Origin of the sequence: Streptomyces sp. NPDC021562, from assembly GCF_040640875.1 — a bacterium.
Lineage (GTDB): Bacteria > Actinomycetota > Actinomycetes > Streptomycetales > Streptomycetaceae > Streptomyces.
The window spans coordinates 22,960-48,162 of the sequence record NZ_JBFACN010000021.1 but is presented as its reverse complement, the minus strand read 5'-3'; the positions used below and the strand labels follow the sequence as shown (position 1 = coordinate 48,162).

19 protein-coding genes are annotated in these 25,203 nt (G+C 74.0%); 7 read left to right on the top strand and 12 right to left on the bottom strand.

Going from position 1 to position 25,203, the window contains the following annotated elements:
- Window positions 1-37 precede the first annotated feature (37 nt).
- Together sulP and ppk2 are read right to left on the bottom strand one after the other, a co-directional pair.
- Window positions 38-1,753 (bottom strand): sulfate permease, encoded by a 1,716-nt coding sequence (sulP, locus tag AB0G52_RS29060; protein ID WP_361340150.1) that lies wholly within the window; start codon window positions 1,751-1,753, stop codon window positions 38-40.
- A gap of 361 nt (window positions 1,754-2,114) precedes the next feature.
- Entirely contained in the window at window positions 2,115-2,918 is an 804-nt protein-coding gene (gene ppk2 / locus AB0G52_RS29055; protein WP_132887814.1) for a polyphosphate kinase 2, read from the bottom strand.
- A 41-nt stretch (window positions 2,919-2,959) separates the two neighbouring features.
- Here ppk2 and AB0G52_RS29050 point away from each other — a divergent pair, with 41 nt between their 5' ends.
- From AB0G52_RS29050 to AB0G52_RS29035, 4 genes are all read left to right on the top strand, one after another.
- Window positions 2,960-5,344 (top strand): phosphoketolase family protein, encoded by a 2,385-nt coding sequence (locus tag AB0G52_RS29050; protein WP_132887815.1) that lies wholly within the window; start codon window positions 2,960-2,962, stop codon window positions 5,342-5,344.
- 344 nt (window positions 5,345-5,688) lie between these two features.
- On the top strand, window positions 5,689-6,096 hold the full coding sequence (locus AB0G52_RS29045) for a pyridoxamine 5'-phosphate oxidase family protein (RefSeq protein ID WP_132887816.1): 408 nt from the start codon (window positions 5,689-5,691) through the stop codon (window positions 6,094-6,096).
- A gap of 189 nt (window positions 6,097-6,285) precedes the next feature.
- Window positions 6,286-7,449 carry an exonuclease SbcCD subunit D gene (locus AB0G52_RS29040; protein ID WP_132887817.1) on the top strand — a complete coding sequence of 388 codons (1,164 nt, stop codon included), beginning with the start codon at window positions 6,286-6,288 and terminating at the stop codon, window positions 7,447-7,449.
- A 106-nt stretch (window positions 7,450-7,555) separates the two neighbouring features.
- Window positions 7,556-10,546 carry an SMC family ATPase gene (locus AB0G52_RS29035; RefSeq protein WP_361340145.1) on the top strand — a complete coding sequence of 997 codons (2,991 nt, stop codon included), beginning with the start codon at window positions 7,556-7,558 and terminating at the stop codon, window positions 10,544-10,546.
- A 14-nt stretch (window positions 10,547-10,560) separates the two neighbouring features.
- Here AB0G52_RS29035 and AB0G52_RS29030 read toward each other — a convergent pair whose 3' ends face one another.
- The gene (locus AB0G52_RS29030) at window positions 10,561-11,007 is read right to left on the bottom strand and encodes an Lrp/AsnC family transcriptional regulator (protein WP_361340143.1); all 447 of its coding nucleotides are present in this window, start codon (window positions 11,005-11,007) and stop codon (window positions 10,561-10,563) included.
- Window positions 11,008-11,142: 135 nt separating this feature from the next.
- Between AB0G52_RS29030 and AB0G52_RS29025 the strand changes: the two genes are divergently transcribed.
- Window positions 11,143-11,628, top strand: a complete 486-nt coding sequence (locus AB0G52_RS29025) for a rhodanese-like domain-containing protein (protein WP_132887820.1) — start codon at window positions 11,143-11,145, stop codon at window positions 11,626-11,628.
- A gap of 47 nt (window positions 11,629-11,675) precedes the next feature.
- A complete protein-coding gene (locus AB0G52_RS29020) occupies window positions 11,676-12,191 on the top strand; it encodes an immunity 21 family protein (RefSeq protein ID WP_132887821.1) in 516 nt (171 codons plus the stop codon).
- A gap of 7 nt (window positions 12,192-12,198) precedes the next feature.
- On the opposite strand, the gene AB0G52_RS29015 is transcribed toward AB0G52_RS29020, so the two are convergent.
- The 6 genes from AB0G52_RS29015 to AB0G52_RS28990 all read right to left on the bottom strand — a co-directional run bounded on the left by AB0G52_RS29015 (window position 12,199) and on the right by AB0G52_RS28990 (window position 18,169).
- Window positions 12,199-13,425 (bottom strand): cytochrome P450, encoded by a 1,227-nt coding sequence (locus AB0G52_RS29015; RefSeq protein ID WP_132887822.1) that lies wholly within the window; start codon window positions 13,423-13,425, stop codon window positions 12,199-12,201.
- A gap of 34 nt (window positions 13,426-13,459) precedes the next feature.
- Window positions 13,460-14,854: an FAD/NAD(P)-binding oxidoreductase gene (locus tag AB0G52_RS29010; protein WP_132887823.1), complete on the bottom strand. Its 1,395-nt coding sequence runs from the start codon at window positions 14,852-14,854 to the stop codon at window positions 13,460-13,462.
- A complete protein-coding gene (locus AB0G52_RS29005; protein WP_132888143.1) occupies window positions 14,841-15,068 on the bottom strand; it encodes a ferredoxin in 228 nt (75 codons plus the stop codon). Before AB0G52_RS29005 ends, AB0G52_RS29010 begins: the two co-directional genes overlap by 14 nt.
- A 75-nt stretch (window positions 15,069-15,143) precedes the next feature.
- The gene (locus tag AB0G52_RS29000; RefSeq protein WP_132887824.1) at window positions 15,144-15,821 is read right to left on the bottom strand and encodes a hypothetical protein; all 678 of its coding nucleotides are present in this window, start codon (window positions 15,819-15,821) and stop codon (window positions 15,144-15,146) included.
- Window positions 15,822-15,956: 135 nt separating this feature from the next.
- On the bottom strand, window positions 15,957-17,645 hold the full coding sequence (locus AB0G52_RS28995) for a DUF885 domain-containing protein (protein WP_132887825.1): 1,689 nt from the start codon (window positions 17,643-17,645) through the stop codon (window positions 15,957-15,959).
- A gap of 32 nt (window positions 17,646-17,677) precedes the next feature.
- Entirely contained in the window at window positions 17,678-18,169 is a 492-nt protein-coding gene (locus tag AB0G52_RS28990; protein ID WP_132887826.1) for an Lrp/AsnC family transcriptional regulator, read from the bottom strand.
- A 59-nt stretch (window positions 18,170-18,228) separates the two neighbouring features.
- Here AB0G52_RS28990 and AB0G52_RS28985 point away from each other — a divergent pair, with 59 nt between their 5' ends.
- Window positions 18,229-19,419, top strand: coding sequence for a PLP-dependent transferase (locus AB0G52_RS28985; protein ID WP_361340137.1), 1,191 nt, complete (start codon window positions 18,229-18,231; stop codon window positions 19,417-19,419).
- 68 nt (window positions 19,420-19,487) lie between these two features.
- Here the strand turns inward: AB0G52_RS28985 and AB0G52_RS28980 are convergent, their stop codons facing one another.
- The 3 genes from AB0G52_RS28980 to AB0G52_RS28970 all read right to left on the bottom strand — a co-directional run bounded on the left by AB0G52_RS28980 (window position 19,488) and on the right by AB0G52_RS28970 (window position 25,147).
- Entirely contained in the window at window positions 19,488-20,912 is a 1,425-nt protein-coding gene (locus AB0G52_RS28980; protein WP_361340134.1) for a GNAT family N-acetyltransferase, read from the bottom strand.
- Window positions 20,913-21,023: 111 nt separating this feature from the next.
- Window positions 21,024-23,681, bottom strand: a complete 2,658-nt coding sequence (locus tag AB0G52_RS28975; protein ID WP_132887827.1) for a DUF6493 family protein — start codon at window positions 23,679-23,681, stop codon at window positions 21,024-21,026.
- Window positions 23,678-25,147, bottom strand: a complete 1,470-nt coding sequence (locus tag AB0G52_RS28970; protein ID WP_132887828.1) for an SWIM zinc finger family protein — start codon at window positions 25,145-25,147, stop codon at window positions 23,678-23,680. The genes AB0G52_RS28975 and AB0G52_RS28970 overlap by 4 nt, the downstream gene beginning before the upstream one ends.
- Window positions 25,148-25,203: the final 56 nt, after the last annotated feature.

The following is a 25,203-nucleotide window of genomic DNA, read 5'->3' as shown; positions in this document are numbered from 1 at the left end:
CTTGGGCACCCTCCGCGGCGCCCGCCGCCGGGGCCGGTCAGTGCTGCGCGGCCGCCCACTCGTGGTACGCCGCCACCGCCGTCGGCAGCGTCGGGAAGATCCGGTCGGCGCCCACCGCGTCGGCCAGGCCGTAGGCCCGGAGGTCGTCCAGGAGTTCCTGTTTGACGCGGGCCAGGGCGAACACGACGTCCCGGGCGGCCAGTTCGCGGCGGAGCTCGTCGACCGCGTCGAGGGCGGTGATGTCGACCTCCACGTTGGCCTCGGTGTTGAGGACGAACCAGCGGACGGGGTCGGCCTGTTCGTCGACGGCGGTCAGCGCCCGGCGCCGGAAGTTCTCCGCGTTGGCGAAGAACAGGGGCGAGTCGTAGCGGTAGACGAGCAGCCCGGGGATCGTACGGGCGGCGGGGTAGTCGTCGATGTCGTGCATGCCGGCCAGACCGGGCACCAGGCCCTCGACCGCGTCGTGCGGACGGGCCACCCGGGTGAGCAGCTCCGCGACGGACAGGCCGACGGCGACCAGCACGCCGTACAGGATGTCCAGGGTGAGGACCCCGGCCAGGCAGCCCAGGGCCAGCAGGAGTTCGCGACGGCGGAAGGCGGCCAGGCGGCGGAAGCCGGCCAGGTCGATCATGCGCAGGGCCGCGTAGACCACGAGGGCACCGAGGACCGCGGACGGCGTGCGGGTCAGCAGCGGGCTGAGCAGCAGCAGGACCGCGAGGACGAGGGCCCCGGCGACCAGGGAGTACGCCTGGCTGCGGGCACCCGCCGAGGCCGCGAGGGCGGTGCGGCTGGCGCTGCTGCTCACCGGGAAGCCGTGCACGGCGCTCGCGCCGAGGTTGGCCGCGCCCAGGGCCAGGAACTCCTGGTCCGCGTCGAGGGTGGGCTCCTCGGCCGGGGCGGCTCCGGTGAAGGCGCGCGCGGTGAGGATGAAGTCCGTGTAGGCGACCAGGAGGACGCCCAGCGCGGGCAGGACCAGGCGGGGGATCGCGCCGAGGTCCGGCAGGGCGAGGTCCGGCAGGCCGGAGGGGACCGTGCCGATCACCTTGACACCGTAGCGGTCGTCGAGGCCGAACACGGCGACGGCCGCCGTGGCCAGGGCCACCACCAGCAGCGGGCCGGGGAGGACAGGCACGTACCGGGCGATGAGCAGGAGCACCGTGAGGGCCAGTGCCGCGAGGACGACGGTGGGCGGGTGCACGTCTCCCAGACGGGTGAGGAAGGACCACAGCTGGGGGAAGAACGCGGTGCCGGTCGTCGGTACCCCGGTGAGCTTGGTCAGCTGGTCGACCATCATGATCAGGGCCACGCCGGTCAGATAGCCGATGAGGACCGGGCGGGACAGCAGGTCGGCGAGGAAACCGAGGCGTAGCGCCCGCGCGACCAGGCAGAGCAGGCCGACGGTGGCGGCGAGGGTCGCGGCCAGCACGGCGTACCGGGCGGGGGCGCCGGCCGCGAGGGGGCCGACCACGGTGGCCGTCATCAGCGCGGTCGTCGACTCCGGGCCCACCGACAGCAGTCGGGAGGAGCCGAACACCGGGTACAGGGCCAGCGCGGGCAGGATCGCCCACAGCCCCGCGACCGGCTGCAGCCCGGCCACCTCCCCGTACGCCATCACCTGCGGCACCAGGTACGCGGCGACGGTCGCGCCGGCCAGCAGGTCGCCCTTCAGCCAGGTACGCCGGTAGCCGAGCAGCAGGGCGAGACCGGGCGCGAGCCGGTGCCGTCCCGCGTGTCCGTCTCCGCCCCGGGCCATGCGCCGCCTTCCGCCGTGTGATCTCCCAGCATCCACCGGACGGTGCCCGCCCGCCCGGCAGGCGCGCGGCACCTCGCCAACGGCCCCGCCGCAGGGACCGGTTCGACGGCCTGCCCCGGTGAGCTCCACCGCGCCGGGAGGGGGACCGTTTCGGTGTCCTGAGGCCGTCATGGGCCGAACGGCACGGGTGCGGGACCACCGGGCCCTGTCGTCCGGCGCCTCGGCGCACCAGGCTGGATCCCGGTCCCGGGGGATCCGGCGTCCGTCCCGCACGCCGGTCGCCCGCCCGGCCGATCTCCGAGGAGCAGCGGACATGAACCCAGCGGTCGTACGGGGCGTCGGCTGCCCGCGCCGGAGCCGGTTACAGACTCGCGGCGTGGTCGGGGACGTAGGTCTGCAGGTCGCGCGGCGGGCGCTGGTACCCGGTCGGCGCGGGCCGCTCGGGCAGGTCGAGCACCGGCGGCGGCACGTCGTGGTACGGCACCGTCGAGAGCAGGTGGGCGATCATGTTCAGGCGGGCCGCCCGCTTGTCGTCGCTCTCCACGACGTACCAGGGCGCCTCGGAGATGTCGGTGTGCACCAGCATCTCGTCCTTGGCCCGGGAGTACGCCTCCCAGTGGGTGATCGACTCCAGGTCCATCGGCGAGAGCTTCCAGCGCCGCAGCGGGTCCTCCAGCCGCTTGCGGAACCTGTCCTGCTGCTCGGTGTCGCTCACCGAGAACCAGTACTTGCGCAGCAGGATCCCCGACTCCACCAGCATCCGCTCGAAGATCGGGCAGTGCCGCAGGAAGAGCTGGTGCTCCTCCTTGGTGCAGAAGCCCATCACACGCTCGACCCCGGCCCGGTTGTACCAGGACCGGTCGAACAGCACGATCTCCCCGGCGGCCGGCAGCTGCTCGACGTACCGCTGGAAGTACCACTGGGTCCGCTCGCGCTCCGTCGGTTTCGGCAGCGCCGCGATCCGGGCGATGCGCGGGTTGAGGTGCTCGGTCACCCGTTTGATCGTGCCGCCTTTGCCCGCGGCGTCCCGGCCCTCGAAGATCACTACAAGACGTGCACCCGTGGCCCGTACCCACTCCTGCAGTTTCACCAATTCGGTCTGCAAGCGCAGCAGTTCCGTCTCGTACACCTTGCGCGGCAGCTCCGCCGCCTTCTTGCCGGCCATGCCGCCTCCGCCACCCGATGATCTACCGATGGAGCCATCCGATGTCCAAGGTCGAACACCAGGACGCCACCGTACTGTCCGACGACGAGCTGCGCACCCTCGACGCCCACTGGCGTGCCGCCAACTACCTGGCCGCCGGACAGATCTACCTGATGGCGAACGCGCTGCTCACCGAGCCGCTGCGCCCCGAGCACATCAAGCCGCGGCTGCTGGGCCACTGGGGCACCTCGCCCGGCCTGAACCTCGTGTACACCCACCTCAACCGGGTGGTCCGGGCGCGCGGCCTGGACGCGGTGTGCGTGTGGGGGCCGGGGCACGGCGGTCCGTCCGTGCTGGCCAACTCGTGGCTCGAGGGCAGCTACAGCGAGACCTACCCCGACGTCCCGCGGGACGGGGAGGGGATGGCGCGGCTGTTCCGGCAGTTCTCGTTCCCCGGGGGCGTGCCCAGTCACGTGGCCCCGGAGACGCCGGGCTCGATCCACGAGGGCGGTGAGCTCGGCTACTCCCTGGCCCACGCCTACGGCGCCGCCCTGGACCACCCCGGCCTGCTGGTGGCCTGTGTGATCGGCGACGGCGAGGCGGAGACCGGCCCGCTGGCCGCGTCCTGGCACTCCAACAAGTTCCTCGACCCGGTGCACGACGGCGCCGTCCTGCCGATCCTGCACCTCAACGGCTACAAGATCGCCAACCCGACCGTCCTTTCCCGCCTGCCCGAGGCCGAGCTGGACGCCCTGCTCAGGGGGTACGGTCACGAGCCGATCCACGTCACCGGCGACGACCCGCACGAGGTCCACCGGGCCATGGCCGCCGCGCTGGACGACGCCCTGGACCGCATCGCCGTCATGCAGCGCTCGGCACGCGAGGGCGGCAGCACGCAACGCGTGCACTGGCCGGTGATCGTGCTGCGCACGCCCAAGGGCTGGACCGGCCCCGCCGTGGTGGACGGCGTGCCCGTCGAGGGCACCTGGCGGGCCCACCAGGTACCGCTCGCCGCGGTGCGTGAGAACCCCGAGCACCTGCGGCAGCTGGAGGCCTGGCTGCGGTCGTACCGGCCCGAGGAGCTGTTCGGTCCCGACGGCCGGCCCGTCGCCGACGTGCTGGCCTGCGTCCCCGACGGCGCGAGGCGGCTGGGCGCCTCGCCGTACGCCAACGGCGGCCTGCTCGTCCGGGACCTGCCGCTCACCGATCTCGACGAGTTCGCGGTCCCCGTCGACAAGCCGGGCACGACCCTGCACGAACCCACCCGGGTGCTCGGCGACTTCCTCGCGCGGATCATGAGGGACACACGACTGCGCCGGGACTTCAGGCTGGTCGGCCCGGACGAGACCGCCTCCAACCGGCTCCAGGCCGTCTTCGACGTGAGCGGCAAGGCCTGGCAGGCCGAGCGGCTCCCGGTCGACGAACACCTCGAACCGCACGGCCGGGTGATGGAGATCCTCTCCGAACACCTCTGCCAGGGCTGGCTGGAGGGCTACCTCCTGACCGGCCGGCACGGACTGTTCTCCTGCTACGAGGCGTTCGTGCACATCGTCGACTCCATGGTCAACCAGCACATCAAGTGGCTGAAGACGTCTCGTCGGCTGCCCTGGCGGGCTCCCGTCGCCTCCCTCAACTACCTGCTCACCTCGCACGTGTGGCGCCAGGACCACAACGGCTTCTCCCACCAGGACCCGGGCTTCGTCGACCACGTCCTCAACAAGAGCCCCGAAGTCGTCCGCGTGTACCTCCCGCCGGACGCCAACACCCTCCTGTCCGTCGCCGACCACGTGCTGCGCAGCCGCGACTACGTGAACGTGATCGTGGCCGGCAAGCAGCCCTGCTTCGACTGGCTGTCGATGGACCAGGCCCGCGTCCACTGCGCCCGCGGCGCCGGGATCTGGGACTGGGCCGGCACCGAGAACGGCTCCCGTGAACCGGACGTCGTGCTCGCGTGCGCCGGCGACGTCCCGACCCAGGAGGTGCTCGCCGCCGCCCAGCTGCTCCGCCGCCACCTGCCCGAGCTGGCGGTACGGGTGGTGAACGTCGTCGACATGGCCCGCCTCATGCCGCACGAGGAACACCCGCACGGGATGACCGACTTCGAGTACGACGGCCTGTTCACCACCGACAAGCCGGTGATCTTCGCCTACCACGGCTATCCCTGGCTGATCCACCGCCTCGCCTACCGCCGCACCGGCCACCGGAACCTGCACGTACGCGGATACAAGGAGTCCGGGACCACCACCACCCCGTTCGACATGGTGGTCCGCAACGACCTGGACCGCTACCGCCTCGTCATGGACGTCGTCGACCGCGTCCCCGGCCTCGCCGTCCGCGCCGCCGCGGTACGCCAGCAGATGGCCGACGCCCGCACCCGCCACGAGGCCTGGATCCGCGACCACGGCACCGACCTGCCCGAGGTGGCCAACTGGAGCTGGGCCGGCTGACCGGACCCGGTCCGGCCGGCGATGGGCGGGGGCCGGTCGGCCCAAGCGGCCGGTTCCCGGCCGGTGCAGGCTGGATCCGTGAGGCGGCGGGCACACCCGCTCCCGCAGCGGGCGCACACCTCCCCCTGGGCCTGCGGCGGCCGAGGCCTGCGGGCACGTGGGGCCGCCCGGGACACGGCGCCTGGCCAGGCGCCGTAGCCGGGCGCCGGGTCCGGGCCGCTGGGGCCCTTCGCCGGCCCGGCCGGGACCCTTGGCCCCTGGACCCGCCCCTGACCGGCGGCGGAGGCTGACAGGACCCGGTGTCCCAGGACGGTGGTACCGCAGGACGAGAGACGAGGCGGCCGATGTACTCCCATGACGGATTCCGCGAACTGGACCGTGGCGAGTGCCTGCGCCTGCTCGCCGGGGTGCCCGTCGGCCGGATCGTCCACACCCGGCACGCGCTGCCCGCCGTGCTGCCCGTCAACTTCGGCCTCGACGGCGACGGCGCCGTGCTGCTGCGGACCTCCGCGGCCTCGGAACTGGTGCACGCCATCGACGGCTCGGTGGTGGCCTTCGAGGCCGACGAGGTGGACGCGGACAGCCGGTCCGGCTGGAGTGTGGTCGTCACCGGTGCCGCGACCGTGGTGCACGACCCGGCCGAGCACGAACGGCTGGTCCGTGAGGGGCCGCGCTCGTGGGTGCCGATGCCGCAGGAGGTCTTCGTGCGCATCGAGCCGGACCTGGTCACCGGACGGGAACTGACCGGCTGAGGAACCGACCGAGCACCTGCCGATCCGCTCATTCCCGGCAATTCGTACCGTAACCGGCCGAGGTGCAGAGTCCCGTGGTGGAGCAGGGGTCCGCAGGGGTTAGCGTGGTGGGCGCTGACCGTCGGCCCCTGCCGACGGGCGTCGGTCGTGAGGGGCGGAAGGGCGGGACATGCGGGGCGGGGCGGTTTCGTGAGATTGCTGCACACTTCCGACTGGCACCTCGGCCGCTCCTTCCACCGGGTGGCCATGCTCGACGCCCAGGCCGAGTTCATCGGCCACCTCGTGCGGACCGTGACCGAGCGGGCCGTCGACGCCGTGCTCGTGTCGGGGGACGTCTACGACCGCGCGGTCCCCCCGCTCGCCGCGGTCGAGCTGTTCGACGACGCGCTGCACCGGCTCGCCGACCTCGGCGTGCCCACGGTGATGATCTCCGGCAACCACGACTCGGCCCGTCGCCTCGGCGTCGGCGCCGGTCTCATCGACCGCGCGGGCATCCACCTGCGGACCGAACCGTCCGCCGGCGGTACCCCGGTCGTGCTCGCCGACGCCTTCGGCGACATCGCCTTCTACGGGCTGCCCTACCTGGAACCCGCCCTCGTGAAGGACGAGTTCGGGGTCGAGAAGGCAGGTCACGAGGCGGTGCTCGCCGCCGCCATGGACCGGGTCCGCGCCGACCTCGCCGCCCGTGCCCCCGGTACCCGCTCCGTCGTCCTCGCGCACGCGTTCGTGACCGGAGGCGAGGTCAGCGACAGCGAGCGGGACATCACCGTCGGCGGGGTGGCCGCCGTCCCGGCCGGTGTCTTCGACGGCGTCGACTACGTGGCGCTGGGGCATCTGCACGGCTGCCAGACCATCACCGAGCGCGTCCGGTACTCGGGCTCCCCGCTCGCGTACTCCTTCTCGGAGACCGACCACCGCAAGAGCATGTGGCTGGTCGACCTGGCCGGTGACGGCACGGTCACCGCCGAGCGGCTGGACTGCCCGGTCCCGCGCCCGCTGGCCCGCCTCCGGGGCACCCTGGACGACCTGCTGGCCGACCCCGCCCTCACCCGGCACGAGGACGCCTGGATCGAGGCCACCCTCACCGACCCGGTCCGCCCCGCCGACCCCATGGCCCGGCTGACCGACCGCTTCCCGGGCACCCTGAGCCTGGTCTTCGCCCCCGACCGCGCGCCGGACGACCCGGACGTGACCTACGCCCGCCGCCTCGCCGGCCGCACCGACCGGCAGATCGCCGAGGACTTCGTCGCCCACGTGCGCGGCGCGGGCCCGGACGAACGGGAACGGGCCGTACTCGGCGAAGCCTTCGACGCCGTCCAGGCGGACGCCGCGGCCCGGGAGGTGCCCCGGTGACCGCCCCTACCCACGGCTCCCCGTCCGCCTGCCCGCACACCGCCGGGGCCGGCCGCCCGCGCGGTGCGGTGACGGCGGGCCCGGGACGGCCCGGGGAGGGCGTCCAGTGAGGCTGCACCGGCTCGATCTCACCGCCTTCGGGCCCTTCGGCGACACCCAGAGCGTCGACTTCGACGCGCTCTCCGCCGCCGGGCTCTTCCTCCTGCACGGCCCGACCGGCGCCGGCAAGACCTCCGTCCTGGACGCCGTCTGCTACGCGCTCTACGGCACCGTCCCCGGCGCCCGTCAGAGCGGCCAGGGCCTCACCCTGCGCAGCGACCACGCCGACCCGGCCGTCCGCACCGAGGTCCGCCTCGAACTCAGCGTCGCCGGACGCCGCCTGGAGATCACCCGGCAGCCGCCCTGGGAACGTCTCAAGAAGCGCGGCTCGGGCACGACGCTGGACAAGGCCCAGACCTGGCTGCGCGAGTACGACGCGAAGGGCGCCGCCTGGAAGGACCTCAGCCGCTCCCACCAGGAGATCGGCGAGGAGATCACCCAGCTGCTCGGTATGAGCCGGGAGCAGTTCTGCCAGGTCGTGCTGTTGCCCCAGGGCGACTTCGCCCGCTTCCTGCGCGCCGACGCGGGGGCCCGCGGCCAGCTGCTCGGCCGGCTCTTCGACACCCAGCGCTTCGCCGACGTCGAGAAGCGCCTCGCCGAGCGGCGGAAGTCCACCGAGGCCCGGGTACGGGACGGTGACGCCGCGCTGCTGGCCGACGCGCACCGGATGCAGCAGGCCGCCGGCGACGCGATGGAGCTGCCCGACCTGGCCCCGGGCGACCCCGGCCTCGCCGACGCCGTCCTGACCGCCGCAGCGGTCGCCCGCAGTACCGCACGGGAGCGCCGCGCCCTCGCGAACTGCCGCCTGGACCTGGCCGAGTCCGCCCAGTTCGCCGCCGACCGCGCGCTGGCGGACGCCCGTGAGCTGGCCCGCTTGCAGGGCAGGTTCGCGCAGGCGCGGCAGCGGGCGGCCCGGCTGGCGGAGGAGGCCGGGGCCCACCGGGAGGCGCAGGCGCGGATGGAGCGGGCGCGGAAGGCGGAGGCCGTGGCGCCGGCGCTGGAGCTGCGCGAGGCGGCCGAGGCCGGGCACCGCGCCGCGGCCGCGGCCGAGGCACGCGCACGGGCGTTGCTGCCGGACACCTTCGCCGGAGCCGGTGCGGCAGGGCTCGCGGGCGCTGCCCGCCGGGCCGCCGAGGAGCTGGGCGGCCTGGAGTCCGCGCGCCGGGCCGAGCGACGGCTCGCCGAGCTCGTCGACGAGCGCGGCCGCCTCGACCGGCAGGAACGCGAGGACGAGGAGGTCCTGCGGGAGGCCGACGGCTGGCTCGCCGACTGGGACGCCACCCGCGCCGCGCTCCAGTCCCGCATCGACGCCGCCCAGGAGGCCGCGACCCGGGCCGAGCAGCTCGCCGTACGGCGCGAACCCGCGCAGCAGCGGCTGGCGGCGGCCCGGCTGCGGGACGAACTCGGCCGGGACACCGACGAGGCCCAGCGCACCGCCCTCGCCTCCGGCGCGCTGGCCCTGGAGGCGAAGGCGCACTGGCTGCGGCTCAAGGAGCAGCGCCTGACCGGCATCGCCGCCGAACTCGCCGCCCGGCTCACCGCGGGCGAACCCTGTGCCGTCTGCGGGTCCACCGAACACCCCGCGCCCGCACAGAAGTTCGCGGGCCATGTCGATGCGGAGGCCGAGGAGCGCGCGGAAGCCGACCACCAGCGCGCCGAGGCGCGGCACGCCCAGGACGAACGCCGCCTCGCCACCGCACGCGAGGCACTGGCCGCCGCCACCGCCGCGGCCGGGGACACACCCACCGACCGCCTGGCCGCCCAGGCGGACGAGCTGGAGCAGGAGTACCTCCTGGCCCGGGGCGCCGCCTCCGACCTGCACCCGGCGCAGGAGGAGCTGCGGCTGGCCGAGCGGGAGCGCGAGCGCCGGCTGACCGACCGCCGGCAGGCCGAGGTGCGGGCCGCCTCCCGGGTCGCCCGGCGCGACGGCCTCGATGCCGAATGCGCGGTTCTCGAAGCGGACTTGACCAAGGCGCGGGGAAGTGCGGACAGCGTGGCGGCGCGGACCGCGCAGCTGGAGCGGCAGGTGACGCTGCTCACCGAGGCCGCCGACACCGCGCGCGCCGCCGAGGACACCGCCCGGCACCTGAAGGACGCCGACGCACGGCTCGCGGACGCCGCCTACCGGGCCGGCTTCGAGACGCCGCAGGCCGCGGCCGCCGCGCTCCTCGACGACACCGCCCACCGCGAGCTGCAACGACGTCTGGACGAGAGGCAGTCGCAGGAGGCGGCGGTCCGTGCGGTGCTGGCCGAGACGGACACCGCGGCCGCCGCGCAGCAGCCGCCCGCCGACCTCGACGCGGCCGAACGCACCGCCGCCGCGGCCGACCGGTCGGTGCGTGAGGCCGCGTCGGCACGCGACCGGTCCGACCACTGCTGCACCGAACTCGACCGGCTGTCCGCCCGCGCCACCGCCGAGGCGCGCCGGCTCGCCCCGCTGCGCGAGGAGTACGACCGGGTCGCCCGGCTCGCCGCCCTCACCGCGGGCACCTCGGCCGACAACGAACGCCGGATGCGCCTGGAGTCGTACGTCCTGGCCGCCCGGCTGGAACAGGTCGCCGCCGCGGCCACCGTCCGCCTGCAGCGCATGTCGTCCGGCCGCTACACCCTGGTCCACTCCGACGACCGCACCGGGCGTGGTCGCAGCGGCCTCGGACTGCACGTCGTCGACGCCTGGACCGGACGCGAACGCGACACCGCCACGCTGTCCGGCGGCGAGACGTTCTTCGCCTCCCTCGCCCTGGCCCTCGGCCTCGCGGACGTGGTCACCGACGAGGCCGGCGGGGTCCGACTCGACACCCTCTTCATCGACGAGGGCTTCGGCAGCCTCGACGACCAGACCCTGGACGAGGTGCTCGACGTCCTCGACTCGCTGCGCGAACGCGACCGCAGCGTCGGCATCGTCAGCCACGTCGCCGACCTGCGCCGCCGCGTCCACGCGCAGCTGGAGGTGGTGAAGGACAGATCGGGCTCCGTGCTGCGGCAGCGGGGCGTCTAGCGCCCTAGGTGGCCCTAGGTGCCGATCGCCCGGCGGGGCAGGGGCGAGGAGTAGACGACGCTCGTCGTCACCGAGCCCAGGGTGCCGATCCTGCCGGAGATCTCCTCCAGGTGGCGCATCGAGCGGGCGGTGACCTTGATGACGAAGCAGTCGTCGCCCGTGACGTGGTGGGCCTCCAGGATCTCGGGGGTGGCGGCGACCAGGTCGTGGAACGGCTTGTAGTGGCCGTTGGGGTAGCGGAGGCGGACGAAGGCGAGGATCGGCAGGCCGAGGCGTTCCGGGTCCACCACCGCCGCGTAGCCACGGATCACGCCCGCCTCCTCCAGGCGGCGCACGCGTTCGGTCACCGCGCTCGGGGACATCGCGACGGCACGCCCCAGCTCGGCGAAGCTGGCCCGGCCCTCGCGCTGGAGGACGTCGAGGATGCGCCAGTCGGTGGCGTCCGGGGAAAACGCGGTCATGGCGGATGGATAACAGGGAATCCCCGGCCGGACAAGGCCGGGGCCGGGGATCGCGCCTTCAGGGGGCCGGTCACCGGCCGTAGATTTCCGGTCATGGAGATCCGCCGCACCGGCGGTCGCAGGGAAAGGCCCGACATGACCGAGACGTTCGTCACCGCCCCCAATCCCGTGCTGCGCGTCGCCCCGGCCGCCCCCGCCGAGGCCGCCGCCCACTTCCGCGCGAGCCTCACCTGGCACGCGGACGTCTCCGACGTGGCCGCCGCCCTCGCCGGCGCCGCCGACCCGGGCTTCGTCGTCCTCGACTCCCGCTCCACCGCCGCCTGGGACCAGGGCCACGTCCCGGGCGCCGTCCACCTGCCCACCGCGCTCGTCCCCGAGCAGGCCGCCCGGCTCCTCGACCGGGACGTGCCCGTGGTGACGTACTGCTGGGGTCCCGGCTGCAACGGCGCCACCCGTGCGGCCCTCGCCCTGGCCGAACTCGGCTACCGGGTCAAGGAGATGCTCGGCGGCTTCGAGTACTGGGTGCGTGAGGGCTTCGAGTTCGAGACCTGGCAGGGGCGCGAACGCCGGACCCCGGACCCGCTCACCGCGCCCGCCCAACACGGCGACTGCGGTTGCTGATTCCCGAAGGCGAACCTGTGCGGTCGCCGTACGTGTAGGTTCGGCCCATGACTCGTTATGCGGATCCAGGCGTGATGGAGTGGGTGGAGTCGGGCGGGGGTCCGCTCGTGGTGGTCCCGGAGACGGTCCTGCCCTTCTGGGCCGGGGCGGACAGCGCTGACCTGGCCACCGACTACGACCGTGCGTGCGAGGTCGACGGTTTCGTCGGACTGCTCCCGGTCGGGGACAGCGCCGCACTGGTCCTGGGCGACGAGCCCGCCTCGACGTCCTTCCTGCCGGACCACGGCACCTTCGTACGGTGGTCCGCCGCCGACTCCGAGGACGAACTGCTGGCCCAGGTCCCGGCCGCGCTCGACACCGCCGTGTGGGAGAAGGAACTGCGCTGGCGGGTCCCCGGTCCCGTCGTCCTGTTCGACTCCGCCTGGCCGGGCGGCGAGGCCGAGGGCGGGGAGCACCTGCGCGTCCCGCTGGAGCCCGGCACCTACGCGGTGCGCGCCGCCTACACCAGACCCGGCCCGGAAACCTGGCTGGGACTCGTGCAGTTGCGCAGGGTCGAGGACTGACCGGCCGTCATCTCACCCCGTCCACGGCGATGCCGAGATGCCGGGGACCGCGCAGCACCGCGTTCCGACGGTACGGCGGCGGGTCCTCGACCAGCCGGGGACCGTCGAGCCGCCGGGCCAGCTGGGACAGCGCCAGCTGCGCCTCGATGCGGGCCAGCGGGGCACCGAAGCAGCTGTGGACGCCGCTGCCGAAGCCTAGGTGCTGGATGTCCTGGCGGTCCGGGTCGAAGCAGTCGGGGTCCGTGAACCGGTGCGGGTCCCGGTTGCCCGCGCCCAGGACCAGCCAGATCCGCGAACCCTTGGGAATGGCCACCCCGTGCACCTCGATGTCGGTGATGCAGGTGCGCTGGGGCAGGAGCTGCACCGGCGGCTCGTAGCGCAGCAGTTCCTCCACGATCCGCACCGACAGGCCGGGGTCGTCGCGCAGCCGGGCCAGGACCTCCGGGTGCCGCAGCAGGGTGAGCATCCCGTTGGTGATGAGGTTGACGGTCGTCTCGTGGCCCGCGATGAGCAGCAGCACCGCCGTACTGAGGACTTCCATGGTCGTCATGGCGCCGTCCGTACCGCGGCTGTGCACCAGGTCGGACAGCATGTCGTCGCGCGGTTCCCGGGCGCGCTGCTCCACCAGGCCGTTCAGGTACATGCCGAGCTGCAGCCGGGCCTCCTGCGCGGCCTTCTCCGAGTCGGCGGCGGTCCGGGTGTCCGGGTCCAGACCGGCCACGATCGGGTCGACCCAGGCCCGGAACCGGGGTTCGTCCTCCCGCGGTACGCCGAGCAGCCGGCAGATCGCGGTCACCGGGAAGGGGTAGGCGACCTGGTCCACGAGGTCGAACTCCCGTGCGTCGCCCAGGCCGTCGATCAGCTCGGTGATGATCTCCTCCAGCTGTCCGCGCATGTTCTCGATACGGCGTGGCCGGTGCGGCGGTCCGAAGGAGCTGTTGGCGATCCTGCGCAGCCGGTCGTGTTCCGGCGGGTCCATCCGGATGAAACTCGGCGGCAGCCCGGTCGCCTCCGGACCGGACAGCTCGTCCGCTCCGAGGGCGGCCAGGTTGGCGGCGTCGGAGCTGATCCGCGGATCGTGCAGCAGCGCCTCGATGTCGTGGTAGGTGCTGACGAGGTACGGGCCGTCCTCCTCGTGCCACACCGGCGTCTTGCGCAACTCCGCGTACACCGGGTACGGATCGGCGCGGTTGGCGAAGTCGGTGATCTGCCGCAACATCGAGGTCTGCGTCATGACAGGTCCTTGGAACGTCGGGGCCGGCGTGCGGTCAGTGGCGGGCGGGGTGGAAGACCAGCTGCTGGTCGGTCGGCGAGTAACCGCTGAGGGTCACCATCGGGGCGTGCGTCGGCAGCGCCGGGTCCGGGAAGTCGGCGTCCACCGGCACCCGCCCCTCAGGACGCCGGTCAACCGTCGGGAACTCCACCGGGAACGGCGCGCCCCGCTCGATCTGGCGCTGGTAGAACTCCAGCCACCGCGTGTTGTCGAAGCTCACCGCGGCGATCGTCCGGCCCTGGTGACCGTAGACCCCGACGAACCGGCGTTCGGCCAGCGAACCCTGCGTGATCATGATCTGGTCGCCCATCGGGGGCACCCCGACCGACTTGATGTTCACCCCGAACTGCGACGACCAGAACGCCGGCACCCACAGATGCGGCCTGCGCTCCGCACTCGAACTGACCATGTTGTGCGCGGCGGTCTCGGCCTGCGCGACCGCGTTGCCCCAGTGCTCCAGGGACAGGAACTGGTAGCCGAACAGCGCGTGCGGGGAGCGGGCGACATCGCCGGCGACGAAGACGTCGTCGGTCACGATGCCCCGGAAGTCGAAGGCGCGGCAGCCCGCGTCACAGGCGATGCCCCGCGGTCCCGCGCCCAGCCCGGAACCGGTCAGCCAGTCGGTGTTGCGGACCGCGCCGAGCCCCACGACCACCACGTCCGCCTCGACGATGCTCTCGTCGGACAGATGGACGGCCCGCACCCGGCCCGCCGGGTCACCCTCCAGCGCGGTCACCATGACCCCGGTCCGCAGGTCCACCCCGTGCTCCCGGTGCATCTCGGCCGCGACCGCCCCGATCACCCCGCCCAGCGCGCCCACCAGCGGCGCGCCCGCGCGTTCCGCCACGGTGACGGGGATGTCCTGTTCCCGGCAGGCCGAGGCGATCTCCGAACCGGTGAATCCGGCGCCGATCACGAACACCCGGCGCGGCCCGGCCTTCAGCCGCCGCAGCAGCGCGGCCGCGTCGTCCCGGGTGCGCAGCGTGAAGACGCCGTCCAGGCGGGCCTCCTCCTCCTTCGGCCAGGGCCGGGCCCGCACCCCGGTGGCGATCAGCAACCGGTCGTACTCCACCTCGTCGCCGTCGGCCAGCCGTACCCGCCTGGCCTCCATGTCGAGGCCGGTCGCCGCGACCCCCAGCCGCCACTTGGCGTCGATCTCCAGGCGGTGCGGCAGCTGGGTGTGGTGCGGCTCCGCCTTGCCGAGCAGCACACCCTTGGACAGCGGCGGCCGGTCGTAGGGCTCGTACGGCTCGTCGCCGATCATGGTGAGTTCGCCGGCGAAGCCCTCGGCGCGGAGCGTCTCGGCACCCCGCAGCCCGGCCAGCGAGGCACCCACGATCACGATCCGTCCCTCGCGCCGCAGCCAGTCCAGGTAGTCAGTGGGCGGCATCCGAGGCCCCTCCCGCGACTCCGTCCAGACCGTCGGCGGTGATCGCCTGCACCGGGCAGGCCGCGACCGCGCGGGCCAGTCGCTCCCGCTGCTCCTCCTCGGCGCGCGGGTTGTAGACGAGCGACTCCTCGCCGTGCATGGCGAAGACGTCCGGCGCGAGGAACGCGCACTGCGCGTACCCCTGACATCTGTTGAGGTCGACGACAAGGCGCATCATGGCTCCGCCCTTCGGTGGCCAGGTCCGGTGCGTACCGCCGGTCCGTCGTCCCAGTGTCGGACCAGCGCGAACTCAGCGCACTCCGGCACGGGAGCGCGTGCCCCGGCGGAAGCTCTCCGCGACGATGTGCACGCTGATCAGCAGCGACCAGGCCGGGAACACCAGCTCGGCCCACGGCACGGCGGACGACACGAACAGCAGCGCCACGGTGGCCAGCAGGCCCAGCACCGTGAGCCAGCGGGGCAGGATGCCCAGGCGGTGCCCGATCACCGAGGTGGAACAGGTGAAGACGGCCGCCATCCGCATCGCGTACCCGGTCATCAGCGTGTACGCCATGTGCTGGCCGAAGTCCCAGACCGCTCTGGAGGGTGAGGTGCCCAACGGGTGCGCGGTGTCGAACACCGCCGTGGCCGTTGCCGCGGCGCCGAACATCGTGGCCGTGAAGACCAGCCCGCTGCCGAGGAAGACGGTGGCCAGGAACCGGTCCTCGCCCTCACCGACATGGGCGCGTACCGCGCCGGCGAACCACAGGAAGCAGATGCCCGCGAACGGCACCAGCAGGAGCGCCGCGTGCACGGCGCTGCGCTGGGCCGCATCCGGCCGCTGGGCCACGACCGCGTCGGCGCCCTGCGGGATCCCCAGCCGGATCAGCACCATCGCGGCGGCGAGCAGCAGCGCGAAGACGATCCCGGCCACGCCCGCCGCCCGGGGGGTCTCCAACGGCTGCCGCCGGGGCTCGGAGGTCTGCATGCGCGGCTCGCTTCCTGTGTCCGGTGGCCCCCGGCACCAGCAAGCCGGGTCCACCGGACCGGCGCCACCGGAACACCCCCGAACGGCAGACACGGCCGGTACGCCGGTCGGTACGCCGGCCGGGCCGCCGGTCGGTCAGAGCCGGGACAGCTCCTCCACCAGGTCGTCCAGGCCCAGTGAACCCTGGGACAGGGCCGCCATGTGCCAGGCCTTCAGGTCGAAGGCGTCGCCCTGCCGCTCCCGGGCCTTCTCCCGGCCCAGCAGCCAGGCCCGCTCGCCCAGCTTGTAGCCGATGGCCTGGCCCGGCATCGACAGATAGCGGGTCAGCTCGCTCACCACGAAGTCCGCGGGGCGGCTGCTGTGCGCGGCGAAGAACTCCTGCGCCAGGTCGGGCGTCCACCGCTCCCCGGGATGGAAGGGGGAGTCGTCCGGGATCGTCAGCTCCAGGTGCATGCCGATGTCGATGATGACCCGCGCGGCGCGCATCATCTGCGCGTCCAGGTAGCCGAGCCGGCGCTCCGGGTCGCTGAGGAAGCCCAGCTCGTCCATCAGCCGCTCCGCGTACAGCGCCCAGCCCTCGGCGTTGGCGCTGACCATCCCGACGCCGGCCTGGTAACGGGAGAGGTTCTCGGCGATGTGCTTCCACTGCGCCAGCTGGAGGTGGTGGCCGGGCACCCCCTCGTGGTACCAGGTCGACACCAGGTCGTAGACGGGGAACCGGGTCTGGCCCATCGTCGGCAGCCAGGTGATCCCGGGGCGGGAGAAGTCGTCCGACGGGGCCGTGTAGTACGGCGCGGCCGCACTGCCGGGCGGCGCGATCCGGGACTCCACCCGCCGGACCCGCTCGGCCAGGTCGAAGTGGGTGCCGTCCAGCTTCTCGATGGCCTCGTCCATCACGGACTGCAGCCACTCCCGGACCTCGTCGACGCCCTCGATGTGCGTGCCGTGCTCGTCCAGGTGCGCCAGCGCCTCCCAGGGCGTGGCCGCGCCGGGCAGGATCTTCTCCGCCTCGGCCCGCATCTCGCCGAGCAGCCGGTGGTACTCGGACCAGCCGTACGCGTACGCCTCGTCCAGATCGAGGTCCGTACCGTTGAAGTAGCGGACCCAGCGGGCGTACCGCTCGCGGCCCACCACGTCCGGTGCGCCCTCGACCGCGGGCTCGTACACGTCCCGCATCCAGTCGCGCAGCGCCACGACCGCCCCGGTGGCGGACCGGGCCGCCGCGTCCAGTTCGGTGCGCAGCGCCTCGGGCCCGGCCGACGCGAACTGCTCGAACCAGCCCCTGCCGTCGCCCGTGTCGGCCCATTCGCCGAGCTGCCCGACGAAGGTGGCGGTGGCCCGCGGGCCCGCGTAGAGCTTGCGCTCCAGGCCCAGTGCGAGGGACTGCCGGTAGCCCTCCAGCGCGGCCGGCACCGCGCGCAGCCGCTCGGCGACCGCAGCCCAGTCCTCCTCGGTGGCGACGGGCGTCACGGTGAACACGCCGCGCACCGAGTGCGCGACCGAGCTCAGATTGCTGACGGCACGCAGGCTCTCGTCGGCCTCGTGGACGGCGAGGGAGGCGGTGAGCCGCTCACGCAGCAGACGGGCGCAGCGACGCTCGATGTCACTGTCCGCACCGGGCTGCCGCTCGGCCTCGTCGAGCTTGGCGAGCGTGGCGCGCTGGAGCTGTGCGACCGCTTCGTCACCGGCCGGCGAGGTGTCGGGCAGCCGGCCCGAACTCTCCTTCACGCCGAGGAACGTACCGGTGATCGGATCGAGGGCGATGAGTTCGTCGACGAAGGTGTCGGCGACCTGACGGGGCAGCGGGCTGTTCGTCTGTGACATGCGGTCCATCCTGGTACGACGGCCGCCGCGCGTCACTGGGATTGAGCTGACGGCGTAGGCGGGAGCAGCGGTCCGCAGTCCCACCGCTGGAAGATCAGCCGGGTCTCCACCCGGGCCACTTCCCGGCGGGACGTGAACTCGTCCAGGACCAGGCGCTGCAGGTCCGTCATGTCCGCCACGGCCACCTGGACCAGGTAGTCGTCGGGACCGGTCAGATGGAACACCGTACGCGACTCCGGCAACGCCCGGATCCGCTCCACGAACGGGCCCACCAACTCCCGCCGGTGCGGCCTGACCTGCACCGAGAGCAGCGCTTCGAGGCCGCGCCCGAGTTTGGCCGGATCGAGTTCCAGCCGGTGCCCGAGGATCACCCCCGAGCGGCGCAGCCGCGCCACCCGGTCCAGGCAGGTCGACGGCGCCACGCCCACCTGGGCGGCGAGATCGCGGTAGGTGGTCCGGGCGTCGTTCTGAAGCAGCCGCAGCAGATGCAGGTCCACCGGATCCAGTACGACGGAATCGGCCATGTGCCGAACGTAGCACGGCGTTCGACGCGACCGGCCCGCTCCCTGTTCACCCTTCGGCCATGGACACAGCAAGTACGGACACAGCAAGCAGGGGAACGGCGGGAACGGCGGCCGCGGCGGCGGCCCGCCCCCGGCGCGCCCTGGCCACCGAGGCGGTGCACGCCGGCCGCGACGATCTCGCCCGGCAGGGACTGCACGCCCCGCCGATCGACCTGTCCACCACCTACCCGTCCTACGACAGCCGTGCCGAGGCCGCCCGCATCGACGCCTTCGCCACCGACGGCGCGGACCCCACCGGGCCCCCGGTATACGGGCGCCTGGGCAATCCGACGGTCGCCCGCTTCGAGACGGCCCTGGCCCGCCTCGAAGGCACCGCGTCCGCGGTGGCCTTCGCCAGCGGCATGGCCGCCCTGTCCGCGGTCCTGCTCGCCCGCGCCTCCGCGGGCCTGCGCCATGTCGTCGCCGTACGGCCCCTGTACGGGTGCAGCGACCACCTCCTCACCGCCGGTCTCCTCGGCACCGAGGTCACCTGGACCGACCCGGCGGGCATCACCGACGCGTTGCGTCCCGACACCGGCCTGGTGCTGGTCGAGTCCCCGGCCAACCCGACACTGGCCGAACTGGACCTGCGCGCCGTCGCCCACGCCTGCGGCACGGTCCCGCTGCTCGCCGACAACACCTTCGCCACTCCCGTCCTGCAGCGCCCCGCCGAACTCGGCGCACGTCTGGTGCTGCACAGCGCGACCAAGTACCTCGGCGGCCACGGCGACGTGCTGGCCGGGGTGGTCGCCTGCGACGAGGAGTTCGCCGGGCAGCTGCGCAAGACACGGTTCGCGACCGGCGGCGTGCTGCACCCGCTGGCCGGCTATCTGCTGCTGCGCGGCCTGTCCACCCTCCCGGTTCGGGTCCGCGCCGCCTCCGCCAACGCCGCCGAACTCGCCCGCCGGCTCACCGCCGACCCCCGCGTGGCCCGTGTCCACTACCCACGGCTCGGCGGCGCGATGATCGCCTTCGAGGTGCACGGCGACCCCCACGAGGTCGTCTCCCGGGTGGAGCTGATCACCCCGGCCGTCAGCCTGGGCAGCGTGGACACCCTCATCCAGCACCCGGCGTCGATCAGCCACCGCATCGTGGCCGCGGGTGACCGCAGAGCGGCCGGCGTGAGCGACCGGCTGCTGCGCCTGTCGGTGGGCCTGGAGGACGTGGACGACCTGTGGTCCGACCTGGACCGGGCACTGGGGCGGCGGTAGCGCCCCGCCCGGGGCGCCGGGGTGCCGCCCCCAACCGGAGGCCGGGGGCGGCACCGCGGTCCCCGGCCCTACGGCGCTTCGGTCCTCCCCGGCTCACCCGCACCGGAGAGCCACGTCGCGACCCCTACGGCGTCCAGCCGAGCGGTGATGACCAGCGTCCCCTCCTCGATCTGGTAGTCGAGCGGCAGCCCCAGTGCCCGCATCGCGGCCACCATCCCGGTGTTGGACGCCTGCGTCACCGCGTACACGCTCTCGCAGCCCGCCTCGACCGCCATCCCCACCAACCGGCTCAGCAACTCCCCGCCGATGCCCCGCCGCTGCCAGTCGTCCTCGACGAGCAGCGCCACCTCCGTCTCGTCCCCGTCCCAGAGCAGATGCCCGAGTCCCACGATGCGCCCCGACGCGGTCCCCACCGCGAGCGTCCGGCCGAACCGGGGGCTCAGGAGGTGGTTCAGATAGCGGTCCGCGTCCCCTACGGGGCCGTGGTACCGCAGTCCCAGGGTCCGCGCCGAGCAACGCTCGTGCATCGCCTTGGCCGCCTCCAGGTCACCCGTGTCGGCACGCCGCACGGTGATCGCTTCCCCCTCCGGCAGCGTGAGCACGTCCTGGCCGTGCGGGATACGCGGTCCGAGCCGGGCGTCCAGCTCCACCAGCGCCCTCGCCCGCGCGAACTCGGTGGGCGTGAAGGGCAGATACGGCCGCTCCACGGTGATCACTCCGCCTTCCGGCGCACGCAGCCGCATCACGGTGTCCTCCAGCACTCCCTCGACGGGAACCGCCTCGGGGCGCCGGGCCCCGCCCACCGGATGGGCGGGGAGCGAGCGGATCGTGCACCGTCCCAACAACTGCCGGAGGGCCAGCGGAAGTTCCGCCGCGTCCAACGCCGTGCGGGTGGCCAGGCCCAGCACCCGGGTCGGGGCGTCCACCAGATCGTGCGTGTCGGCCCGCTCGATCCAGGTGTCCGTGCCCCCGGCCAGCGCGAGTGCCCGGGTGATCTCGGCCGCGGTCAGCTCCCCGGGGCCCCGCAGCAGGAACTCGTCCACGGTGCCGTCGGCCAGCGGATGCGTCTGCAGGCTCAGGATGTCCACCCGGTGCGCGGCGAGCGCGGTGCACAGCGCGGCCAGCGAACCGGGTTCGTCCCGCACCGTCGTGCGCAACCGCCACAGCGTGGCGGGCGTTCCCCCGGCCGCCGGGGCCTGCGCATCGGGCCCGGCCTGTCCCGTCGCGTCGACGGTCGGCCGGGCGCCGGTATCGGTGTCCGGCACCGGCGGTGCGTGACCTGGGCGCCTCGCCCACCAGACGTGGAAGCCCGCGGTCGCCGCCAGCACCAGCGCCGAGACGACCAGCAGCACCGGACCGTCCGGCCCGTGCCCGACCAGGTTGGCCACCCCGTCCGCGACCGCCACCGCCGTGAACAGCGCGGCCAGTTCGACGACGTCCCGTCGCCAGTGGTGCACGGGGCGTCCGTTCCTCGTGCGTGTCACATCAGACATGTCTCGATTCATGCAGCCACTGTGAAGGAAAGGTGTTGCGTGATCGCGAACGCCCTGTGACCGATCGGTAAAGCATGGTTATGTTCCTTTTGTTGATATTTTTATTACCCCTCAGGCTGCCATCGGCCCGGCCAGCGCGTCCCGCAGCCGACGGGCCTGCACCGCCAGCCGGGACGAGCCGCGCCGTGCCGCCGCCCGGGAGAGATGGGGCAGGTCGCCGTGCGCCCCCGACCGCTCGGCGCACTCGGCGGCGATGGAGAGCAGTTCCCCGAGCCCACGCGCCGAGCCGGAGGTCCCCGCGGTCGCCAGGTCGGCGAGCAGCACGGGCAGGGCGTGCCGGAGCATCTCCCAGATGGTCGCGTTCGCCCCGGTGGCCGCCGCCGTCCGCGCCGACTCGGCCAGCCGCAGCGGCTTCACCGCGCCGCGCCGGACCAGCTGGCCGAGGTCGGCACCCAGCCGCTCCGCGTCCAGCTGCCCGCGTGCCGCGAGCACCAGCAGCGCGTCCACCGCGGCCAGCCGGTCCTCGGGGTGCCGGGCGCCCAGGCCGTAGGCCACGCACAGATGCGTGCTCTCGCCGGCCGTGCCGCCGGCCTCGGCGAGCAGCGGGAGCACGGCGGCCATGCCCCGCTGGTCGTCCACGGCGGCCTCGGCGAGGTCGGGCATCAGCCGTACCGCCACCAGTTCGCGTTGTTCCGGCAGGGTGGCCAGCCAGGTCGCGTGGTCCTCCCGACCCCCGTGGTAGCAGTACCGGAACCGCTCGGAGACGGTGACCGGCCGGCCCAGCCGCCGGAACGCCTCCGGGAAGTCCTGCTGGAGGTCCAGGACCTCACCCGATTCGACCAGGATCCGGGGACCCGACGCACGGCGGTCACAGGTGGGCAGGGCGGGTCCCCCGGCGGACAGCCGGCGCGCGAGGCGCTCACCCTCCGGCGTGCCGAGTCCCCTCGCCCGCCCGGCGGCCGCCAGGGCCGCCGCACGGTCCTCGCGCCGCACCCGCAGCAGCGCCTGCGCGAAGTCGGCGTCGCCCACCCGCGTGCCGAGGCGGCGACAGGTGTCGAGCCGGTCGACGAGCTCGTCCGGCTCCAGCAGCCCGGTGCTCCACGTCGGGGTGGCCAGCAGCAGCGGCTGCGGATCCGTCCGTATCCGGTAGGCCAGTTCGCGGAACCGGACGTCGAGGACGCGCGAGAACCCGTGGCGCGGGCACTGGTGATCGGCCGGGCCGCGCTGCACGGCCGCGAGCAGGGTGGCCGTGCTCACCACTCCGTACAGGGTGGCCAGGAGCAGTTCCAGGCCGTCCTCCGGGTCGAGGAGTCCGCGCCGGGTGGGGCCGAAGTACTCGTCGGCGTCCCACCGGCGATGCGCCTCGGGCTGCCGCCACCAACGGCCGGCCACCGTCGGTTCGAGCGCCTCCCGCAAGGCGTCCTGGTCCCGGTGGGCGTGCCGGACCAGACCGTCCAGCGTCCGCTCGAACGCCGCCACGTCTCCGCCGGCCGCCAGCAGCGCGCCCACCTCCTCGGCGACTTCCTCCGCCGACTCCGGCGCCGGCGCGAGCCGCAGCGGCTCCGGAACCGGTGGCAGCACCTCCTCGTACGCCTCGGGTCCCGGCGCGGGCACGACGCCCAGCGCACCGGCCGCCCGGACGCGCAGGGCCGGACTCAACCGCCCCACCGCGTCGGCGACCTCGGACCGCGCCGCGAGATCGTCGACGAGCCGCCCGGCGTGCCGCTCCACCAGCTTCAGCGCCCGCTCCTGCACCTGGGTGTCCTCGTGCCCGAAGGCCTGGGCGACGGCAGACAGCAGCAGCGGGGCCGCGGAGGCGTCACGAGCGAGCACCTTGCCGAGCAGCACCAACTGAGCCCGCACCAGCTTCTTCTCGGCACGGAACAGCAGCCCTTCGGAGGCCTCGGCCAGCTGCCGCGGGGTGAGATCGCCGTCGAGGGCGAGCGCGGCGAGCACCTTCTGGGCGTGCCCGGCGACCGGTGAGGCGGCGTCACGGGCCAGGGCCGTCCAGTCGGCGACCCGTTCGCGCTCCTCGTCCCGGGTCGGGGCGAGCTGGACCAGCAGCGGCAGGAAGACCCGGTGGTCGGTCGGGCCGCCACCGCGCAGCAGCCGGGCGACGCAGGCGTCGAGGAGCGCCGCCCGGTCCAGGGTGCCCGCGTGGGCGAGCTCGGCGAGCGTGCTCTGCCACGACCCGGGGCCGTCGCCGAACAGCCAGCGCACCTCCGCGAGATCGGACAACTCGAACAGCCCGCGCACCAGCACCCGCAGGTCGGGCTCGGCCCGCAGCCGGTCGACGAGGGGGACGCGCCCCCAGGTGTGCCCCACGTGCCGTACCCAGCCGACCACGTAGGCGTCGGTGACCGGGACCTCGCACCCCGAGCGGCGCACCAGCCCCGCCATCAGCTCGAAGGGGACGTCCGCCGAGACCGGCCGTGCGGCCAGGCGACGGGCCACGTCCGCCTGCCAGCCGGTGTCCCGGTCCGCCAGCGCCTTGAGCAGGGTCTCCACCGGCGCCCGCCGCCAGCGCATGTCGGCCCCGGCGATCCAGGCCGCCGCCGCGGCGGCTCCCGAGTGGCACATCGCCCCGGCCACCTGCAGCGCCGGGTACACGCGCGCGTCCCGCTCCTCCCACGAGGTGGCCCGGATCTCCTTGCGCACCTTCTGCAACTCGGGGAGCAGCGCCCGCCGTTCGGCTCCCGTGAGCTTCCTCAGCAGCAGCTCGGTCTCGCCGGTCCGCCCCGCCCGTACCGCTTCCAGCACCGCACTCATCGCGCACCCCCGCCGATCCCCGCCAAGCCCTGCCCTGCCACGCCCTGTCCGGCGACGCCCTGCCCCGTCCCGGTCCCGCCGGTCCCGTCCGCCGCCGTCGCGGCGCCCCTGCGCACCATCCGTACCGCCAGGGCGTGCTTGCACGGCCCCCGCCCGCCCCGGTACGTCGCCCACCACAGGCAGCTGCAGCTCAGCACCCCCGCCGCATCCCGTACCCGGTGCACATGACCGTCCTCGGCCGTCACCGTGCCCACGGCTCCGGCCACGGTCACCGCGCCCGCGGCCACCAGCGCCCGGGCCGACCTCAGCCGGGGGTTGTGCCGCTCCACCCGCCCGGCGTCGTAGGGCAGTTCACGGTGGAAGTAGGCGGCCTCCGCCGTGTCGTAGCCGACCCGTCCCGAGGTGCCGAGGCGGACCAGCGCCGCGCGCACCCGCTGCGCGCTGAGCCCCGAGGACGCGGCCAGGTCGGCGACGTCCACCCGGGGCTCCCAGGCCAGCAGCACCGCGATCAGCTCCGCGTCCTCGCCGGCCTCGTCGGTGGCGAGCGCGTCCAGCACACCGCCCTCGCCGGAGAACCCGCGGGCGGCGTCCGGCGACAGGGTCAGCGTGAGCCGCATGCCCGGCAGGACCACCTCCCAGGCGGCGGCCGTACCGGCGGCGGCGAGGGCGCCCTGCGGGCCGTAGACCCGCAGCGCTTTCGCATGGCGCAGGACGCGCTGGAGCGCGGCCAGCCGCTCCGGGCCCGGCAGACACACCGCGCCGGGCACCGGGCGGGTCGTCGGCCGCAGCCCTCGGCCCACCGGCACCACCCAGCCGGGCCCGGCCGCGCCCCGGCGTCCGGTGCCGGCGCGGGACAGCGAGCGCAGGAACCGCACCGCCTCCGCGGCCGGCAGCTCGGCCCGCAGCTCGAACCCGGCCGCTATGACCTGTGCCTCCGCGAAGCCGCGCAGCCAGCGGTCCGGGAGCGGCACCTTCTTCTCCACCACCGGGCCGTCCAGCGTGGTGACCGCCAGCTCTTCCGGGCCGACCCGGAGGTGCAGCGGATCGTCGGTGCCGATCCGGGAAAGCGCCTCCCGCAGCGGGTTGTTGACGTCGACGTTCGTCGTGCCGTGCCCCACCTCGCCGCCGTCCAGGCCGGGGCCGAGGACGTCCAGGCGGGCGTACACCCCGCCGCAGCCCGAGAAGGACTCGAAGCGCAGCCGGTCGCCGTTTCCCGTGACCACCGGGTCCAGTGAGGCGCGCAGCTGCGGCTGGTAGTACCGCGCCGCCGCCACGTCGGCCACCGCGAGCAGCCCCGCGGCCGCCACCTGAGGAGAGGTCAGGAAACCCGTGAAGAACCGCGGATGGTCCGCCACGCCGGTGGGCGTCGCGCCCCGGGAGGTCTCGAGCCCGAGGCGGCGTCCGTCGGCCGCGGAGCGCAGCACGGAGGGTTGGCGATAGGCCACGGCCTGTGAAGATCGCGTCATGGGAAAACCGTAGAGGCGCCCACTGACAATCGCCCTGAGCTGCAGAAATGCCGGTT

Bases quoted from the DNA above. Each gene is read 5' to 3' on its own strand.
- sulP (WP_361340150.1), bottom strand. From the start codon at position 1,753: ATGGCCCGGGGCGGAGACGGACACGCGGGACGGCACCGGCTCGCGCCC.
- ppk2 (WP_132887814.1), bottom strand. From the start codon at position 2,918: ATGGCCGGCAAGAAGGCGGCGGAGCTGCCGCGCAAGGTGTACGAGACG.
- AB0G52_RS29050 (WP_132887815.1), top strand. From the start codon at position 2,960: ATGTCCAAGGTCGAACACCAGGACGCCACCGTACTGTCCGACGACGAG.
- AB0G52_RS29045 (WP_132887816.1), top strand. From the start codon at position 5,689: ATGTACTCCCATGACGGATTCCGCGAACTGGACCGTGGCGAGTGCCTG.
- AB0G52_RS29030 (WP_361340143.1), bottom strand. From the start codon at position 11,007: ATGACCGCGTTTTCCCCGGACGCCACCGACTGGCGCATCCTCGACGTC.
- AB0G52_RS29025 (WP_132887820.1), top strand. From the start codon at position 11,143: ATGACCGAGACGTTCGTCACCGCCCCCAATCCCGTGCTGCGCGTCGCC.
- AB0G52_RS29020 (WP_132887821.1), top strand. From the start codon at position 11,676: ATGACTCGTTATGCGGATCCAGGCGTGATGGAGTGGGTGGAGTCGGGC.
- AB0G52_RS29015 (WP_132887822.1), bottom strand. From the start codon at position 13,425: ATGACGCAGACCTCGATGTTGCGGCAGATCACCGACTTCGCCAACCGC.
- AB0G52_RS29010 (WP_132887823.1), bottom strand. From the start codon at position 14,854: ATGCCGCCCACTGACTACCTGGACTGGCTGCGGCGCGAGGGACGGATC.
- AB0G52_RS29005 (WP_132888143.1), bottom strand. From the start codon at position 15,068: ATGCGCCTTGTCGTCGACCTCAACAGATGTCAGGGGTACGCGCAGTGC.
- AB0G52_RS29000 (WP_132887824.1), bottom strand. From the start codon at position 15,821: ATGCAGACCTCCGAGCCCCGGCGGCAGCCGTTGGAGACCCCCCGGGCG.
- AB0G52_RS28995 (WP_132887825.1), bottom strand. From the start codon at position 17,645: ATGTCACAGACGAACAGCCCGCTGCCCCGTCAGGTCGCCGACACCTTC.
- AB0G52_RS28990 (WP_132887826.1), bottom strand. From the start codon at position 18,169: ATGGCCGATTCCGTCGTACTGGATCCGGTGGACCTGCATCTGCTGCGG.
- AB0G52_RS28985 (WP_361340137.1), top strand. From the start codon at position 18,229: ATGGACACAGCAAGTACGGACACAGCAAGCAGGGGAACGGCGGGAACG.
- AB0G52_RS28980 (WP_361340134.1), bottom strand. From the start codon at position 20,912: ATGTCTGATGTGACACGCACGAGGAACGGACGCCCCGTGCACCACTGG.
- AB0G52_RS28975 (WP_132887827.1), bottom strand. From the start codon at position 23,681: ATGAGTGCGGTGCTGGAAGCGGTACGGGCGGGGCGGACCGGCGAGACC.
- AB0G52_RS28970 (WP_132887828.1), bottom strand. From the start codon at position 25,147: ATGACGCGATCTTCACAGGCCGTGGCCTATCGCCAACCCTCCGTGCTG.